Source organism: Chitinophaga jiangningensis (genome assembly GCF_900142605.1).
GTDB classification, from domain to species: Bacteria; Bacteroidota; Bacteroidia; order Chitinophagales; family Chitinophagaceae; genus Chitinophaga; species Chitinophaga jiangningensis.
The window spans coordinates 209,776-227,937 of the sequence record NZ_FRBL01000001.1 but is presented as its reverse complement, the minus strand read 5'-3'; the positions used below and the strand labels follow the sequence as shown (position 1 = coordinate 227,937).

General features: G+C 49.4%; 15 protein-coding genes and 1 pseudogene. 1 reads left to right on the top strand and 15 read right to left on the bottom strand.

Annotated features, from left to right (window positions below):
* Positions 1-64 precede the first annotated feature (64 nt).
* Together BUB18_RS00885 and BUB18_RS00880 are read right to left on the bottom strand one after the other, a co-directional pair.
* Positions 65-2,029 (bottom strand): DUF3857 domain-containing protein, encoded by a 1,965-nt coding sequence (locus BUB18_RS00885; protein ID WP_178372057.1) that lies wholly within the window; start codon positions 2,027-2,029, stop codon positions 65-67.
* A 31-nt stretch (positions 2,030-2,060) separates the two neighbouring features.
* The gene (locus tag BUB18_RS00880) at positions 2,061-2,729 is read right to left on the bottom strand and encodes an NAD(P)H-binding protein (protein ID WP_073077106.1); all 669 of its coding nucleotides are present in this window, start codon (positions 2,727-2,729) and stop codon (positions 2,061-2,063) included.
* Between the two features lie 77 nt (positions 2,730-2,806).
* Between BUB18_RS00880 and murB the strand changes: the two genes are divergently transcribed.
* Positions 2,807-3,823, top strand: coding sequence for a UDP-N-acetylmuramate dehydrogenase (gene murB, locus BUB18_RS00875; RefSeq protein ID WP_073077104.1), 1,017 nt, complete (start codon positions 2,807-2,809; stop codon positions 3,821-3,823).
* Here the strand turns inward: murB and BUB18_RS00870 are convergent.
* The 13 genes and pseudogenes from BUB18_RS00870 to BUB18_RS00810 form a co-directional block, all read right to left on the bottom strand.
* Complete coding sequence (locus BUB18_RS00870; protein ID WP_073077102.1) at positions 3,820-4,788, bottom strand: YpdA family putative bacillithiol disulfide reductase; 969 nt, start codon at positions 4,786-4,788, stop codon at positions 3,820-3,822. The two genes, murB and BUB18_RS00870, sit on opposite strands and share 4 nt — an antisense overlap.
* Positions 4,789-4,796: 8 nt before the next feature.
* On the bottom strand, positions 4,797-5,492 hold the full coding sequence (locus BUB18_RS00865) for a glutamine amidotransferase-related protein (protein ID WP_073078353.1): 696 nt from the start codon (positions 5,490-5,492) through the stop codon (positions 4,797-4,799).
* Between the two features lie 62 nt (positions 5,493-5,554).
* Positions 5,555-6,436 carry a class I SAM-dependent methyltransferase gene (locus tag BUB18_RS00860; protein WP_073077100.1) on the bottom strand — a complete coding sequence of 294 codons (882 nt, stop codon included), beginning with the start codon at positions 6,434-6,436 and terminating at the stop codon, positions 5,555-5,557.
* Positions 6,437-6,565: 129 nt separating this feature from the next.
* Positions 6,566-7,522, bottom strand: a complete 957-nt coding sequence (locus BUB18_RS00855) for a YeiH family protein (RefSeq protein ID WP_073077099.1) — start codon at positions 7,520-7,522, stop codon at positions 6,566-6,568.
* A 94-nt stretch (positions 7,523-7,616) separates the two neighbouring features.
* On the bottom strand, positions 7,617-8,438 hold the full coding sequence (locus BUB18_RS00850) for a hypothetical protein (protein WP_073077097.1): 822 nt from the start codon (positions 8,436-8,438) through the stop codon (positions 7,617-7,619).
* 40 nt (positions 8,439-8,478) lie between these two features.
* Complete coding sequence (locus BUB18_RS00845; protein WP_073077095.1) at positions 8,479-8,853, bottom strand: hypothetical protein; 375 nt, start codon at positions 8,851-8,853, stop codon at positions 8,479-8,481.
* 133 nt (positions 8,854-8,986) lie between these two features.
* Positions 8,987-9,556, bottom strand: coding sequence for a hypothetical protein (locus BUB18_RS00840; protein WP_073077093.1), 570 nt, complete (start codon positions 9,554-9,556; stop codon positions 8,987-8,989).
* 341 nt (positions 9,557-9,897) lie between these two features.
* Positions 9,898-11,829: pseudogene (gene nagB / locus BUB18_RS00835) on the bottom strand (glucosamine-6-phosphate deaminase); the annotation flags it as partial.
* 318 nt (positions 11,830-12,147) lie between these two features.
* Positions 12,148-14,445: a glycoside hydrolase family 20 protein gene (locus tag BUB18_RS00830; protein ID WP_073077090.1), complete on the bottom strand. Its 2,298-nt coding sequence runs from the start codon at positions 14,443-14,445 to the stop codon at positions 12,148-12,150.
* Between the two features lie 17 nt (positions 14,446-14,462).
* On the bottom strand, positions 14,463-15,230 hold the full coding sequence (locus BUB18_RS00825; RefSeq protein ID WP_073077088.1) for an endonuclease/exonuclease/phosphatase family protein: 768 nt from the start codon (positions 15,228-15,230) through the stop codon (positions 14,463-14,465).
* Between the two features lie 7 nt (positions 15,231-15,237).
* Entirely contained in the window at positions 15,238-16,122 is an 885-nt protein-coding gene (locus tag BUB18_RS00820; protein ID WP_073077086.1) for an alkaline phosphatase family protein, read from the bottom strand.
* Between the two features lie 68 nt (positions 16,123-16,190).
* Positions 16,191-16,952, bottom strand: a complete 762-nt coding sequence (locus BUB18_RS00815) for a copper homeostasis protein CutC (RefSeq protein ID WP_073077084.1) — start codon at positions 16,950-16,952, stop codon at positions 16,191-16,193.
* A 155-nt stretch (positions 16,953-17,107) separates the two neighbouring features.
* Positions 17,108-18,160, bottom strand: coding sequence for a glycosylasparaginase (locus BUB18_RS00810; RefSeq protein ID WP_073077082.1), 1,053 nt, complete (start codon positions 18,158-18,160; stop codon positions 17,108-17,110).
* Positions 18,161-18,162: the final 2 nt, after the last annotated feature.

Sequence of the window (18,162 nt, the reverse complement as noted above, 5' to 3'; positions counted from 1 at the left end):
TTTGCAGCCGAGCCTTCGGCACGGCTGCAAACAAAAAAAGCTCGCCGAAGGCGAGCTTTTTTTGTTACTTTCCAAGAATCAGTTCCTGTTGCTTCAGTATTAGCACCCGCTCCAGAATTTTCTTAAACAGCGCTTTATCTGCTCCTTTATAATCCACCAGTTTAAAGTACTGTACTACAAAAATGTGCGCTTTATTGCCATCCTGCACCAGGCGCATTTTCATGCCGAGGTTCTCATTTTTGTCGCCAATATTTGCAGCAAAATCATCTTTGTTCATCACTTTATAACCTTCCGGGATGTCGATGTGCAGGCGTGTTTCGAAGTAGAACGGAAAAGCCAGCTGCACTGGCAGCGTATCTTCGGGCATAACCGGGTTGAGTATGAGGCTACCGCTGAGCAGGTCACCCAATTTGATATTTTTTCCTGTGCCTTTATTTTCTACAAGCGAAGGTGTGTTTAGCTTTGATTTCACCACTACCGGCTTATCCAGTGGTTGGTTGGTGAATAATTCATTGGTGGCGCTGTAGCTGGTTACCTTACGTACCGCTGGTTCCAGTGGAAGAATAGAATTGAAGGCTGCATTCCTTCTGCCTTCATCCTTGCCGGCGCGCTCAAATCCTCTTTTTACATTGATAGCTGCATAGCCGCCGTAGGACTGTGTTACCTCCCATGAAGGATTGTTCAGGTCCGTGAGGGTAGCATCCATACTGATATTGCTAAGTGTATAATCCGGTAACGGGGTGTTGATCAGGTCAGTGAGCACTTCGCTTTTATCGCCAATGAGGGTATCATGGCATCTAACTGCCAGCAGGTTGATCCAGTTGGCAGGGTAGCATGGGAAGCGGGATTCAGGCTCACCGGGCGCCATGGCTTGCCCTAAAGTAGGGAAATACAGCAATACATTGGTTGCCAGCTGTGGGTTTACCAGGTCCTTTTGTAATGGAATTTCATCTCTGGAAGAGGTGAAAAGCATATGTGTCGGGATGTTCAGGTAGTACAGGAAAGCGTTCATCAGCTTGATCATGCCCATTTTATCTGTTCTCCTCGTGCGGATGGCTGCAGAAAGGTCGCCCGGATTGAGGTATGGATCGGTTGGGATGAGCTGATAATTGGTTTTCATGTACTGTTCCAGCAGGTAAAGCAACGTTGGCAGCGGGATACGCTGCTTAAGAAACGGCAGGTTAGCGAGTTCTTTTTCTACGAGGCGGGCTTCCTGCTTGTTGATGGCGGCGTAAGGAATAAAGGTTTCCTTACCGAAGTCCTGCCAGTTGATCTTAGTGGTTTTGCTGCCTTCGGTGATTTCGGCCAGGGCAAATTCCAGGCGTGCCAGCGCCGGCTTCACGTTATACAGTGGGTTGTTACGTATTGGTGTCACATTTTCCTGTGTAAACGTATATACGTTGCTGTTACCATCTTCGGTGGCGGTAGGGGTAGCCTGTGGAATATTTGAGCTGAAATTGAATTTCATGGTTTTAGGTGCCGTAAGGCGGAACAGGGCTTCCGCGCAGGGGATTTCCGACTGCATGGAAAATATGCCTGCGTAGCCGGAGGCTTTTGACACGAGTTCGTATTCAATTTCGTCGCCGGCGTTAGCTTCCAGTCCCTCTACACTAATGGTGGTGCCTCCTGCATTGTTATTCACGGCCCTGGCGTTGCGGGCCAGATTGGTGGCGGTACCGTCGGCACTTATTTTACGAATGTTAAAACTGCGGGTTTCCTCATTGGAGGGTACGTTAAACTGGATAGAGTTGAAAGTATCCCGGTTGAGGGTTTGCTGAATCTGGATACTCTTATACAGTTTATGGTAGTAGGCGATCCCGGCGGCTTTATCTTCATTGTTAACGTTGAAGTCGAAAGTTTCTCGGTGAATGAGGGTGAAATATGGCACATTATACTGTGCACCTGTGGGCACAGGGTGTTTTACGGCAGTTCGTGGCCATACATCCGGAAACTTATTTTCCTGGGCTTTACCGGGTAGGGAAAAAGTTATCCAGCAGAGTGTGATCAATAAGAATATAAGTCGTTGCATAAGCATTAAAGATACGTAGTGTTGGCCAAACTCAGCGTGGTGTTTCCCCTACTTCCTGGATGGCATCGGATTCGTAAACGGAAATGCCGGGGATATTCTTTTTAGCTACTTTCAGCATGGCACTGGCTACTGTAGCGGCTTTGATGCCGCGGTATTTTTTCCAGCGGCCCTGTAGGAGGAAGTAAAACAACTGGATCAGGTATTTGCTGAGCCATTCGCCCAGCCTGAACTCCTGCCGTTGCCCCAGCAGGAAACTGGGACGGAAAATGGACGTGGAGTAAAACCCTACGCCTTCTATAGCGGCTTCTAATTGTCCTTTTGTACGGAGATAGAAATTGCGGCTGTAGAGGTTTGCTCCGATACTGGACATCACGAGGAACTGGCCTACACCATTTTCCCGCGCGATCCGTGCACATCTCACCGGAATATCAAAATCTACTTTTCGAAAATTTTCCTTGGAACCCGCCTTTTTTATGGTGGTACCAATGCAGCAGAACAATACATCTCCTTTAATCAAGGTCCGCAGGGTGGCTTCATCCGAGTAATCAACGATAATACTTTCCAGCCCCGGCCTGGAATTAAACCAGTGTTTGCGTACCAGCACCCTGATGTGGGTATAGTACCCGTCGTGCAGGAGTGCGGATACCAGGTGAGTACCTGTAAGGCCGGTAGCTCCTATTACAATAGCAGTTTTTTCCATGGATAGAATTGTGCTGATGTTAGTAAATCCGGTTTATCTTTGTCTGATATAAAGTTAAGTTTTTTGAATGCTTAGTTATGCTCATATCTGAAAATGTTCTGTTAAAGCCATATAATACCTTCGGAATTACTGCAACGGCCCGTTATTTTTCCACTTTTGCGAATCAGCAGGAGCTGGAATCCTTGCTGGCTGATGCGCGGGTAACCGGACAGCCACGTATGATCCTGGGAGGCGGGAGCAATATCCTTCTCACCAAAAACTACGACGGCGCCATGCTGAAAAATGAAATAAAAGGAATCACTGTAGTAGCCGAGGATAACGATTACGTATATGTGAAAGCGGGCGCGGGGGAAAACTGGCATGGTTTCGTACAGTATTGTATTGGTCAAAACCTGGCAGGACTCGAAAACCTTTCGCTCATCCCCGGTAACGTAGGTGCCAGCCCCATGCAGAATATTGGCGCATATGGGGTGGAGATTAAAGATTGCTTCCATGAATTGGAAGCTTTTCATCTCCATGAAAAAACAATAGTGAAATTTAATAACAGCGACTGCAAATTTGGTTACCGGGAAAGTGTATTCAAGCATGAATATAAAAATCAGTTTGCCATTATTTCGGTAACGTATAAACTGAGTAAGCAGCCGCATTTCAATACCAGCTATGGCGCTATAGAAGCGGAATTGGAACACATGGGAGTAAAGGAATTATCTATCCGTGCCATCAGCGATGCGGTGATTAACATCCGCAGTTCCAAGCTGCCTAACCCGGCAGAGATCGGGAATGCGGGCAGTTTCTTTAAAAACCCTTCTATCGATGGTGCTGCCTATCGCCGTTTGAAAGAAACGTTTCCTAACGTGGTCGCCTATCCGCTGCCCGATGATCATTTCAAACTGGCTGCAGGCTGGCTCATTGAGCAATGTGGCTGGAAAGGCTACAGGCAGGGAGATGCAGGTGTACATGCAAAACAGTCCCTCGTACTGGTGAACTATGGGGGGGCAACAGGTAGTGAAATCTACCACCTGTCGCAACAAGTGGTAGACAGTGTGCACGAAAAATTTGGCGTGACCCTCGAAAGGGAAGTGAATATTATTTAAGCCCTGCTGCGGATATGCTGAATGATTTTATCTGCATGTTCGCGCGAGTTTTCAATAAACCATACATGCGTATCCATGCCGCCACAAACCACGCCGGCTAAGTAAATACGCGGCATATTGGTTTCCATGGTAAGCGGATTATACGCAGGATATTTTTTGGCATCGTCTGAAAGGGCGATGCCTGCTTTTTGCAGGAAATCGAAGTTGGGCTGATAGCCGGTCATCGCAATTACGAAGTCATTAGGGATGGTAACAATACCATCCGGTGTAAGGATATCCGCTTCATTTTCACGCACAGCGGCCAGCCCGGAATGGTAGTAAGCCTTGATACTTCCCTCAGCGATACGGTTTTCAATATCCGGTTTTACCCAGTATTTCACCCGTTTGCCAATACCGTCTTCACGGATGATCATGGTTACCTGCGCACCTTTGCGATAGGTTTCCAAAGCCGCATCCACGGCGGAGTTGTTGGCACCTATTACGATCACTTTGCGGGTAGCGTAAAAGTGAGGGTCCTTGTAGTAATGCGTTACTTTCGGCAGGTCTTCACCGGGTACATTCAGCTTATTCGGAATATCGTAAAATCCGGTGGCAATTACCACATGGCGCCCGTGATATTTCCCTTTTGGAGTGTGTACCATATATTCAGTACCGTTAGGAATGATGCCGGTTACTTCTTCAAACAGCTTTACGTTCAACTGGTTGCTGGTGGTCACTCTCCGGTAGTATTCCAAGGCTTCGGGGCGGTTTGGTTTGGGATTGATACATACAAAAGGAATGTTACCGATTTCCAGTCTTTCTGAGGTGGAGAAGAAGGTCATGTACAGCGGATAGTTGTACAGTGAGTTGGTCAAACATCCTTTTTCAATCACCAGGTAAGATAAGCCTGCGCGCTGGGCAGTGAGTGCACAGGCGATTCCTATTGGTCCACCTCCGATAATGATTACATCATATGCCGCGTCCATAGTTTAATTTATTTAGCTGCCAGGTAATTTAACAGGTTTACCAGGGCATTGTTGTTGACGGATAGTTGAGTGGTGTTAGCAAGGATTTCATTGCGTTGTTGTACAAACGGGCCGCCGGCGGCAATTTCATCCTGGCCGTGATCGACCATGGCCAGCAGGGAAGCGGGCGTGAGTTCGATATGAAACTGAAGGCCGATAGCATTGTCGTAGATATAGGCCTGGTTGTTACAGGCGGCAGAGGCGGCAAAACGGGTAGCCCCGGTGGGGATATCGAATGTGTCGCCATGATAATGAAAAACTTCCATATGCTGTGGCAGCACGTTTACCAGGCCAGCGGCCTGTTCCTGGAAGGTGAAATCAACCGGATACCAGCCTATTTCCTTCTGCGTATGTGCGTACACGTTAGCACCCAGGGCAGCTGCCAGGATTTGGGAGCCGAGGCATATGCCCAGTACTTTCTTTTTTTGTTCCAGTGCTTTTTTTACGAGATTAATTTCTGTGGTGAGCCAGGGGTATTGGTCCTGGTCGTACACGCCCATGGGGCCTCCCATGATGATGAGCCAGTCGGCTGTAGCGGCAGCATCGGCGCTGGCATCGGGTTCAAACCATTTGGTAGCGGTTAATGTATGGCCTTGCGTGCGGCACCATTCCTCTATACATCCTAAGCCTTCGAACGAAACATGTTGGAAATAATGAATATGCATACCGGGTCCTGCTTTATAGTGAAGCATCACACAAAGATATTCAATCGGCCCGAGCTGTGGTATTATTTTAATGCGGCACGTACTACTCTGAAGTATTCATAGCCTTTCATGTGTTTGGCGGCCTCCTTATAGTATTGCCGGCGATAGTCGCTGGCGCCGCCATCATAGTTGACCTGCATATTTCTCGCGTTAAAGATGCTGGCCCAGGTATCGGGATACACACCGAAGTTGAAATGTTCGCCTTTGCGGCCGAGGGTGCGGGATACGGCGCGGAAGCCACGGAAATTATCCGGGTTTTCCACGGCAGCTTTGTGCAGGTAGGTAAGAATGATCTGGGTACCGGCCGGGTAGCGGGTTACGTATTCGAAGAACTCATCAATTTCTTTTGCTTTGAGGCTGGAGGTAACGCCTTCCCAGAGGAACAGGGTTTTATAGTATTCCCGTTGGAGGTGTGTGATCATTTCGGAAGATAATCGCTGCGTGTGGATGTCCACTGGCACGTAATCGATCGATGTCACCTGCTCGGGGATCACGTTGAAAAGGATTTCCTGTTTTTGCAGCTGGGATTCTTTCAGGTCCACTTCTACGTACTGCACGGGGATGCTTGTTTTCAGCCGGTGAGCGCGGGTATCCAATCGTGCGTTGATGATGATTACCTGGTTGATACCCTGGTTATTGACTGCATCATGGATCATATCATCTATCAGGCGGGTACGTGCAACTGCGGCGGTATAAGCGCCAGGCCAGCGTAGCTGTAGAATGGTAGTGGTGATTTTCCTGAGTGGTCCGTAGTGACAGCAGGCAATGACTTTTTGAAAGAGGGGCGACAAAAATGCTGCAGCGAAGGGATCATATAGGAGTCTTTTATGTACGGGGGCTGTACTTTCTATAGCCCGTGACAATGCCATAAAAATTGTGGCACGTCCGCCGTGCTTCCAGCTCATAGGGGAAAGAAGTGTAATGGTTATCTAATAGCGAATTGGTTGACCTCGTGCCGATGCGTCCCGAAAAATTCCTGACAATCCTTCAGTATTTCAAATGTAAGGAAATGCGGTCATATTTCCTGCAGTGGTTTACTGCAGGAAGATAATGGCCATGAGGGTGGTGGTGCTGATGAATACCCAGAGTAAGACGCCTTGCAGCAGTGGTTTCCAGCCAATGCCGCTAAGAATTTCCCTGCTGAGGTTACTACCAATCAGGAAAAGGGTGAGCGACAATCCCGTTTTGGCGGCGCTGGTAAGGGTATAACTGACATGACCCAACGGGAAAAATGTATTGAGCAGCATAGCTATTACAAACAGCCCGATAAACCAGGGAATTTTGATTTTGCTCTTACCATTTCTGAAGAGCAGCCCGGTGAGCAGGGATACGGGGATGATCCATAGTGCCCGGGATAGCTTCACCATGGTGGCTACCTGCAAGGCTTCAGGGCCGTATTTGCCGGCAGCACCCACTACGGAACTGGTGTCGTGTATAGCTATCGCACTCCAAAGGCCAAACTGTGTTTGACTCAGGTGCAGGAGGTGCCCCAGCACGGGAAAGAGGAACAGGGCTACACTATTGAGCAGGAATATAATGCCCAGGGAAACGGAGAGTTGTTTGTCGTTCGCTTTCACCACGGGCGCAATAGCGGCGATGGCGCTGCCGCCGCAGATGGCGGTACCGCTGGATACGAGATGGCTGGTGTTTTTATCGATGCCCAGTATTTTTCCGAGCAGGTAGCCAAGCAGGAGTGTGGCAGCAATAGAAGCGATGGTGAGGAACAGTCCTGCTCTCCCTGCCTGAAATGCCTGGTGGGCGTTCATGCCGAAGCCGAGGCCTATAACGGAAAGTTGCAGCAGCCACTGGGTGGTACGCCGCGTTAGCTGTGCATAAGGGTTGCCGGTGGTTTGTGCCAGTGCGATGCCCAGGAGTAAGGCCACGGGCGGAGATACGACTGGTAGCAGGGTAGCTGCTGCCGCCGTAATAAACAGTGGTTTGCGTAGCGGGCTAAGTCTGACTTTGTTGCTGCTGATGTGCTGGTGTGCCATGTGCTGTACTATTGGTTATGCCCGCAAAGGTCAGCACCAGCAAGGCTGAAGTCAAATCTTTAAAAGTAATAGGTGATAACCAAATGTTATGACCTTAATCAACCGAAACTATATAGGTATTGAACTTCTTGCAGAAATCTTCTTTCAGGTAGTCGTCGATGCCGGGGAGGAAGTTCACGGCAAAGCCCCGCTGGAGGCGCTTGGGCGTAGTACCTTGCAGGGTGAGTGGGCGGGAATGCAGGATGCCGATGAGCTGTTTTCCCTGGCAGATAAATGCGAGGCGGTAGCCGGGACTGGGATCATCGATGCCGCTTTCGTAGTTGTAGTAGAGGGCGTAGGGTTTGATGGCGCTGTCTTCGTCCAGCTGGAAGTTGTGGATAAAAGGCTGTAGGCCTGCAACGCTGTAGTCTTTATGTTGCTTCAGGAAATTAACTGCTGCCACTTCAATGATGGTCCCCTGGCGGATGCTGCTTTGTTCCGTATAGCCGTCGATGGTAGCCCACATACGGTCGCCATTGGTAGAAACGGGCAGTTTTACATCACGGAGGAGGCTACCGGCGGGTACGCCGTTTACCACGAGCTTACGGCCTTTGCGGAAGCTGGGTTTGCGGTATTCGTCGGCAGTAATATCAAAATCAACGCTTACGGGGTACCAGCCTTTGCGGATGGAGGCGCAGCGCACGGGTACGTAGTCCAGCAGACTGGCGAGGGCAGTCCCGTTGGGTTGTTGCCGGATGGTAGCGGATTTATTGATTCTTTCGCCGCCGATAGGTTTGGCAGCTTTTGCGGGTGTTTTTTTGGTGTTGGTCTGCGTTTTGGCCGTGTTGGTATCTTCCTCATTATCATACTTGCTGCTGCCTTTACGATCGCAGGCAATCAAAACAACGGCGAGTAACAAATAGGTAATCTTCTTCATAAGTCACACATATACAGGTGACTAAGATAAAGAAAAAAGGTTAGTGTGCCGAATAGATCGTGTGGTGATCCAGTTCGATGGCTTCAATTTCCTGCATACTGGAAAAGGGATCGAGTGGCGACCAGTTATCTGCCACTACCAGCTGGGTTTCTTTACCGGTGAGTTGCTGTTGGAGGTGGGCAGCGGTGAGCTGCTGGTGATGTTTGGTATTGATGAAATAGATTTTCGGATCGTTTTTCAGGTGAATAATAATGCCTGGGGAGCCTTCTTTTACTTCTTCCACGGTGGCTGTTCTGACTGCATGTTTTTCGTGGGATGCTTTGCGGGAGCCGGGAATACCGGAAATCAGGAGTGCGCCTACGATTACAGCGGCTAATACAAGTCCGGCAACGCCTTTGGAATTACGTTTAGTCATAGTTGTTGGCATCAGGTTTAGTTGTATAGGTGCTTACAATTTAATATTTTTTTGGGAGATAGTAGCTGGTACAAAAAGAAAGAGGACGATTTACAACTGTAAATCGTCCTCTTTCTATATAATCGAAATATTATTATTTCTTGCTGGTATCGTCTTCATCTTCATCTACCCAGTCTTCATCGATGTATTCATCGTCGTCCCAGTCTTCATCATCATCTTCATCGATGAGCAGGCTGGCTTCTGAGCCGGGTTCTATCTGGTTATTGCGCCAGTAGCTGATAATTTCATTTGCTTTGGCACTAACGGGCTCGAATGAACGGATGACGTTGCCTTCGAAGAGGGCTTCGGTATCCAGGTTGGCGGTGATGGCATCATAGCAGGCCTGAAGGATGGCGAGGCTGTCGGCGGTATTACGCAGTGCGTTGTATGAGAGGCGGATGGCATCGAAGGAGCCGCTGCTGTGAAATACTTCTTCGCCATTGAGCATGGGGAAGAGCCATACGATTACATCGTCGCCGGCTTCTTCACTGTTCAGGATGCCGAAAAAGTCGTCCAGTTGCTCAAAGCCCAGTGGGGCCAGCTTCTCGAAGGAATTATTACGGGGGGCGAATTTAGGATGTGGTTCACCCGTAATCAGAAACAGATCTCCGAAGCCAGGTTTCGTTTTAGTAAAACGGAAGTCAATGAGGATGTCATTTTCCATTGAAGCGCATTATAGTTTGTGGCGTAATTTAAAGGAATATTTGCAATATGAAGGGTAAATTATACCAGTGGTAGTTAAGATGGCGTTATGCAAATGTTATGCAGGCAAGCTTTTGGCCCCTTGGTCCTTCCTGCCTTCGGCAGGAAGGACCAAGGGGGAGTACCGGGGCTGCGCCCCGTACTCCCCCTTGCATTGGGTTGTCATTGGCGTAAAGATTGTCCGCCTCGGGCGCACAATCTTTACGCCCATCCGCCGGGCCGAAGGCCCGGTGGATGGGCGTAAAAAACAAAAAGGGGACTGTCAACCGACAGCCCCCTGAAAAAAATAAGTATATCACGCAATTACATAAAATGATAGCGTACGAACGCTTCCATTGCTGCATATTGCTGTAATCCGAGTTTATCGTATAACTGAGCGGTATTAGCGTTACGATCTTCTGCACGCTCCCAGAACTCGCGACTATCAGTACCCTGGAAAGGCACCACGTCCTTCTGGCTCTGGTGAATGAAGATACCGAGACGTTTCTGGTATACCTGGTCAGGGCTCATTGGTACAGCCATTTCGATTTCATGGATTTCCCATTCCTGCCATGCACCTTTGTACAGCCATACCCAGCAATCCTTCGCCCAGTCGTCGTTTTTAACGATTTCCAGTGCTGCAAAGATGATATCCAGACATACCTTGTGGGTACCATGCGGATCGGCGAGGTCACCTGCGCAATATACCTGCTGAGGTTTGATTTTGCGGAGCAGGTCTACCGTCAGTTTCACATCTTCAGGACCCATAGGTTTCTTTTCAACCAGGCCGGTTTCATAGAAAGGCAGGTTCATGAAATGCTCATTACCTTCGGCGATGCCTACGTAGCGACAGGTAGCTTTGGCTTCGCAACGGCGGATCAGTCCTTTAATGGAGCGGATCTCCGGCGTATCTTTCTGGCTGGGCTTTTTGCTGTTGATAAACGCTCTGGCGTCAGCGAGGATTTGAGTGGACTTGCTACCATCGATATCGAACATGTTTTCGAAACCTACGGCGAAGTCAACGAAACGCAGTACAAATTCGTCTGTTACGGCGATGTTACCGGAAGTCTGGTAAGCAACGTGTACATCGTGGCCTTGCTCATGCAGGCGGATGAAGGTACCGCCCATGGAGATGATATCGTCGTCCGGATGCGGAGAGAAGATCAGGGCAGTTTTTTTGGCAGGCTCTGAACGCTCAGGGTGCTTAGGCAGCTGAGGACCAGGTTTTCCGCCAGGCCATCCGGTGATGGTGTCGCGGATAGCGTTGAATTCTTTAATATTCAGCTCATATGCGGAACCGTATTGTACTACGAGGTCGTTCAAACCATTTTCGTTGTAGTCTTTATCGGTGAGCATGAGGATGGGCTTATCCAGTTTGAGGGCGAGGCCGGTTACTGCCTTGCGGATCAGTTTAGGCGTCCATTCGCAGTCGCCGGTGAGCCATGGCTCTTTAAAGCGGGTGAGGTCAGCAGCAGCCTGCTCGTCGATTACGAATTTGCAGTTGGCATGCTGTTGCAGCAGGGAAGCAGGCACCTGGTCAGTGCTTTGCCCTTCTACAGAACGGCGAACGATTTTGGATTTGTGAGAACCCCAGGCCATCAGCAATACGCGCTTAGCCTTCATGATGGAGCCGATACCCATGGTAATTGCCAAACGAGGCACCTGGCTCATGTTAGGGAACTCATATGCATTTGCCAGACGGGTACTGTTGTCCAGCGTGATCAGACGGGTGTGTGAGTTGATGTTGGAACCAGGCTCGTTAAAACCGATATGCCCGTTGTTACCAATACCCAGGATCTGGATATCAATGCCACCGGCTTCTTCGATTTTTCTGTCATACTGCTCGCAGTATTTTTTGATCTGGTCTTTCTGGATCGTACCATCCGGAACGTTGTAATTGCCTTCAGGAATATCCACATGATTGAACAGGTGTTCTTTCATAAAGCGGTTGTAGCTCTGGAGAGCATCCGGCTCTATTGGGTAGTATTCATCCAGGTTAAACGTAATTACATTTTTGAAGCTCAGTCCTTCTTCCTTGTGCAGGCGTACAAGTTCGGCATAGAGAAACTTAGGAGTGGAGCCTGTCGCCAGTCCTAATACACATTTTTGATTGGCAGCCTGACGCTCGCGGATCAGCGCGGCGATTTCCTGGGCAACTGCTTTGGAACCCTCTTTGGCAGAGGAATGAATTTCCACAGCAATTTGCTCAAAGCTGTCGATCAGTTCGATTTCCTGATGATTAATCGTCATTTGTAAACGTTTTTGATTAGATGCGGTTTAAAAACGAGCCGGAAAATTAAAAAAAATACCGCTAATATCTACGTTTATTTAGCACTTATTTAATTGAAAATTCTTCACGGTGCGTAGAACCTTTTTATATCTGATTCCGTTATTATACCTGAATGCTTTCGGGAATGCTTTTTTCATAATATAAATTAGGTGTAGGAGTCAACAAAAAAAACCGTCTGGTGTAATGCCAGACGGTTCTTTATTTTGTCCCCGAAGTGGCGATGGCCTTCGGCCATCGCCACTTCGGGTTTTACCGGTCGCCTTCGGCGACCGGTAAAACCCGAACTAATTGATAATAATTTCATCGATAAACATCCAGGCAGGGTTTCCTGCACCTACCGCGCCCGCAGGAATATTTCCATTAGGCGTCGCCTGCATCTTCACATATTTAGCCCTAACCGGTGTAATTTTTCCTCTCACCCTGTTTATACCTTCAGCAGTAAAGCTGGTCTGCTTGTATACTTCTTTATAAGCCTTACCATCTTCCGAAACTAAAAAAGCTACAGACTTAGGAGGATAAATCCAGTCAGATTTAGCGCTGATCGTGTTAGTGCCTAACTCGCTGATATCCTGAATGCTGTCCAGTTCCACCACGGCAGTGAGCGCACTGGTTTTGTATCCGAACCACTGGCTGTCGTTATACTCAGGTGCACCTTCAATGCCATTCACCAGGGCAGCAGGCGTGCCAGGATTATAATTTTTTTCCGGCTGGGCAGTCAGGGTAACTTTTTTACCGAGCCCTTTATGGTAAAGGAATGCCTGGCTATACTCATTACCAAATGGCTTACCATCCTGGAATACCTGGGCCCGAACAGTACCTGTTTTTTGAACCTGTACCGGTTCAGTGTAGGCAGTACCTTGTGGTGTAGGTGCGGTGCTGTCAGTAGTATAAGTGATTTTACCACCATCCAGTTTAGCGTCCAGCTTCACCTGTACGCCACCTTTCTGGTTATCTTCCACCACACCGGTGATTTCAAACACGTGTTTTGCGTAATTCACATGCTTCTGGTCCAGCCGTTTTAAATGTACTTTCAACCTTTCTACGAAGTTGTTGTAATCACGTTTGCCGGCAGGTGACCACAGCACTTCCGCCAGGGCAGTAGCGCGCGGGTATACCATGTATTCCATATGCTCAGGGCTGGCAATGTATTCAGACCAGAGGTTGGCCTGTGCACCCTTAATATATTTAGCTTCTTCCGCTGTCAGCTCAGTAGGAACTGGTTCGTATTCATATACCTTGCTCACCGGCAGGTATCCGCCGATTGCCAGTGGTTCTGTTTTGCTCTTTGACTGATACTTATCGAAATAGCAGTAGTTGCCAGGTGTCATGATCACATCATGGTGCTGTTTAGCAGCGGTGATGCCCCCTTCAATGCCTCTCCAGCTCATCACTGTGGCATTTGGTGCCAGGCCACCCTCCAGGATTTCATCCCATCCGATGATCTGTTTGCCTTGTGCGTTGAGATATTTTTCCATCCGCTGGATGAAGTAGCTTTGCAGGGCATGTTCATCTTTCAGGCCAAGGGCTTTGATGCGTGCCTGGCATTTAGGGCATTTTTCCCAACGTACCTTCGGACATTCGTCGCCGCCGATGTGAATGTATCTGCTTGGAAACAGCGGCAGTACTTCTTCCATCACTGACTCCAGGAAGGTGAATACGCTGTCGTTGCCGGCGCAGAATACATCGTCCAGTACGCCCCATCCGGTGCCTACTTCGTATGGTCCGCCGGTGCAGCCCAGGTGAGGGTATGCGGCAAGCGCTGCTAAGGCATGGCCTGGCATTTCAATCTCCGGGATAACCGTCACAAAACGTTCAGCAGCATATTTTACTACTTCCTTTACTTCTTCCTGGGTATAAAAACCGCCGTATGGCTTACCATCAAATCTGCCTTCGCCATAGTGGCCTGCCATGGTTTCCTTGCGCTTGGAAGCAACTTCCTGCAGGCGCGGGAAACGTTTGATTTCAATTCTCCAGCCCTGGTCGTCTGTCAGGTGCCAGTGGAAGGTATTGAACTTATGCATGGCCATCAGGTCGATGTATTTCTTCACGAAATCAACGGGGAAGAAATGGCGACTAACGTCCAGGTGCAGGCCGCGGTAGCCGAAGCGTGGCGCGTCCTGGATGTTCACACCAGGTACGTACATGGCATTGGCTTTTTCTACCGGCAGCAGCTGAATGAGGGACTGTATACCATAAAACGTACCGGCGCCGGTATTGCCATTGATGGTGATCGTTTTGTTATTTACATCCAGCGTATAGCCTTCTGCGTTAGTTGTGTCATTGGCGCTATGGAGGATGATGGCGTTGTCGCTGCCTTGTGCAGCTATTTCCAGTTCATAGCCGGTGAGTTCTTTTATCCAGCTGTTGAACAGGGCAGCGGTTTGTTTATCGGCGTCGTTGCCGGCCACAATAACGGTGCGTTTATTGAGCAGGAATGAGTCGGCTTTTTCCTGCACACTAACCGGCATAGGAATGATGCTCACCTTCCCTTTCGGGGTGCCTGAATTGCTGCCGTTGCTGCAGCTGAACAGGCCGAGGAGGGCCACAGACAGGCCCCAGAGCGATAATTTTCTCAATGTCATATTACGGTGATAGTTGTTTAAAAGCTGATTTCTACATACACCGGACGATGGTCAGAGGCCATTGGTTCGTTGATAACCTTTACCTGCGTGGCTTTCCAGCTGGCAGGGGCCTTGGCGGTCATGATGTAATCCAGTTTGATCCGTGGTGCTTCCGAAGGAAAGCTTGGGCCTGAATCAGCAGAAATATCGGTAAATACTTTTTTGAAAGTGGCGATAGGCTTACTGTCAGGCAAAGCATTAAAATCTCCGGCTATGATTACCGGGATTTTACTTTTGCTGAACTGACTGTTAAGCAGCTCGGCTTCCTGGATGCGCCAGGTGTCTTCGTCTTCCACATCCAGGTGGGTGCTCACAAAGCGTACCCCTTTGGTGCCGGGGATTTGTGCCACTATGATGCCGGACGCTCTCGGCTCTTTTCCTTCACCCACCGGCATTTGCAGAGTGGTGGCTTCTTTGATCGGATAGCGGGAGAGAATACCGGTACCGTAACCGCCACCATCGTATTTCATGGAGCGGCCAAAGTAACAATGCATGCCGGTAAGCCTGGCCAGCTCTTTCAGCTGATCTATTTTTCCACTGCGGCCGGTAGCGCTGTCTACTTCCTGTAATGCTACCAGGTCGGGCATTTCAGCATTGATTACCGCTGCAATGGCAGGCAGGTCAATCACATTTTTCATGTTGGCACCATGATGAATGTTGTAGCTGAGTACTTTTATTTTCTTTTGGGAGAAGCCGGTGCTGCTGATCATCAGGAGTAGCAGGGCTGCTGTAATCACTTTATTCATTGCTGGCTTATTTAAATGCTTCCGTAACGGGACGACCAATCCATACCTGCGGTGTTTTCAAACCAAAGATCCATGCTATGGTAGCAGCGGTATCGTAGGTCATCACACTGTTTTTAACCTGGGTATTCTTTTTAACACCCGGGCCCTGGATGATCCATGGAATTTGCATTTCATCCATGGATTTGCCACCATGGCCTTTCTTGATGCCTCCATGGTCGGCAGTGAGGATGATGATGGAGTTTTCCCACATGCCGGCATCTTTTATCCCCTGGAATATTTTGCCCAGCAGCTCATCATTCTTTTTCACCTGTGTATAGTATTCAGGTGTATGGTGACCAATGTTATGGCCTACGCCATCCGGCTCATCGAAGTGGATGAACAGGAAATCCGGTTTCTTTGCTTTAAGATAGGTAATTGCTTCGGCGGTTGCAAGGGAATCGTTATCGTGGGTGGCAACGCTGTGGTTAACGGCTTGTTTAGGGAAAAGGTAGCCGATACCCTGCCAGCTGTAGATCACGCCGATTTCAGCTGTAGGCTTTTGCTCGCGCAGGAGGGTATAGATGGAAGGAAACATACCGTATTGATCCAGCACGCGGGATGGGAGCTCGGGTACTTTGCTGTCCCACTCCGTATAACCATGCAGTTCAGGGCCGGCACCCATTACCATGGATGCCCAGTTAACAGCGCTGGAAGATGGGAGCACGCTTCTGGCTTCGAGCGTCCAGGCGCCGTCCTGCATCATTTGTTTCATTACGGGATTTTCGACTTTAGGGAAGGAATAGGCGCCGAAGCCGTCCATTCCTATCAGGATCACGTGTTTCACGTCTTTTACCTGTGCGTGGGCGTAGGTACCGCCGAGCAGCAATGCCGCTGCGAGAATAAGTTTTTTCATATTGTTCACGTTTCAATTACAGAGCAGACAGATTCCGCCTGTTGTTTTGGCAAGCGGCTAAAATAGGATTATTGGCCGGATGTAGCCAATGCTTTTTCAGCTATTTCACGTATTAATCGCACTTCACTTTCCTGGGATTCGGAGATGCCGTATTCCGGTACGCCCGGGATACCACCCATACTCACATTAGGGTTGCGGTATATCATTTTGCTTTCGGTATAGGCTTTTGCGGAGGTGTGAAACTCCGTTACGCCGGTGGTTTTCACCAGGGTGTCGATATTAGTGCTGCGCACGCCGGAACCAGCCATGATAGCTATCCTGTCGTCCGCTCTTTCCACCAGCTCTTTCAGCAGTTCAGCGCCTTCCATGGCGGTGTTGCGGCAACCGGAGGTGAGAATTCTTTCGCAGCCGATGGAGATGATATCTTCCAAAGCTTCAAAAGGGTTATCGGTCATATCGAAAGCGCGGTGAAAGGTAACGCCCATGGGCCATGCGAGATCCACCAGCTCTTTACAGCGTGTTTTATCCACTTTACCGTCAGCGGTGAGGATGCCGATTACTACTCCGTTACAGCCCAGTTGTTTGCACAATATCACATCCTGTTTCATGGTGTCGAATTCGATATCGGAGTATAGAAAGTCGCCACCACGTGGGCGGATGATAGGGTAGAGATCAATTTTTACTTTTTCGCGTGCCAGGGCGATGGTGCCATAGCTGGGGGTGGTGCCACCTTCCAGGAGGTTGTCACAGAGTTCAATACGGGAGGCGCCGCCTTTTTCGGCTGCGATGCAGGAGGTGACGGAGCCGGCGCAGATTTCAAGGGTGAGCATGGTGTATGTATTTTGTCTTTTTTTCTCGCGAAGCAGCAGAGCAGGTAAGCAGCTAAGGATTGTGTTTTGTTGGTTTCCGGAGTTATGGAGGGCCTCCGGCCCTCCATAACTCCGGCGCTTTCACCCGCCTGCGGCGGGTGAAAGCGCCGGAAAAATTATTTAAAATGCGATTTGCCGTTGATCAGCACATTGTTCTGTTCATTGGACAGCACGGCGTAGCTAAAGCCTGGCTGCAGGCAGTAAGCGCCTACCTGTCCTTTTTTATTGAGTGCGAGAAATCCTACCTGAATTTCTTTTGCTTTGGAAGGGCTGCGTTTAACGATGCGGGTTACTGCTTCTTTGCAGGCAGCTTCAGGCGGATATCCCTGTCGCATCAGTTCTACCACGAGGTGGGAACCTACGATTTTGATCACCTCTTCACCTACGCCTGTGCTGGTAGCAGCGCCGATTTCGTTGTCCACATACAGTCCCGCTCCGATGATGGGGGAGTCGCCTACGCGGCCATGCAGTTTAAATGCCATACCGCTGGTAGTGCAGGCGCCGGAGAGGTTTCCGTTGGCGTCCATGGCTACCATACCGATGGTATCGTGGTTATATTGGTTGCCTGGCAGCATGAGCGGATTGAATGCAGTGGCTCCTTTGCTGTCGTACGATTTATTTTCGATGTTGATCACCGGTTTATATTCGGATTTTTTCAGCCATTCCTGCCATGCTTTTTCAGCTTCCGGTGTGAGCAGGTTTTCTTTCTCGAAACCGTTTGCCAGGGCGAATTGCAGGGCACCGTCACCGGCGAGCATCACGTGTGGCGTTTTTTCCATCACTTTACGAGCCACGGAGATGGCGTGGGTAACGTGTTCGAGTGCACATACCGAGCCGGCGTTGCCGAATTCGTCCATGATGCAGGCGTCGAGGGTTACGCGGCCGTCTCTGTCGGGATAGCCGGAGTAGCCTACGGTATGGTTGTTAGGATCTGCTTCGGGCACGCGTACACCTGCTTCTACGGCGTCGAGGGCGCGACCACCTTTTTTCAGTATTTCCCATGCGGCGCTGTTGGCGGCACGACCAAAATCCCAGGTAGAAACAACGATAGGTTTACCGGTTACTCCACCTTTTTTTGCCTGTGCATCTGCTGCGGAGGCAATGCTGTCCAAAGAGAAAACAGCGGCGCCCAGGGCCGCTGTTTTCAGAAAACTTCTTCTATCTTTCATTA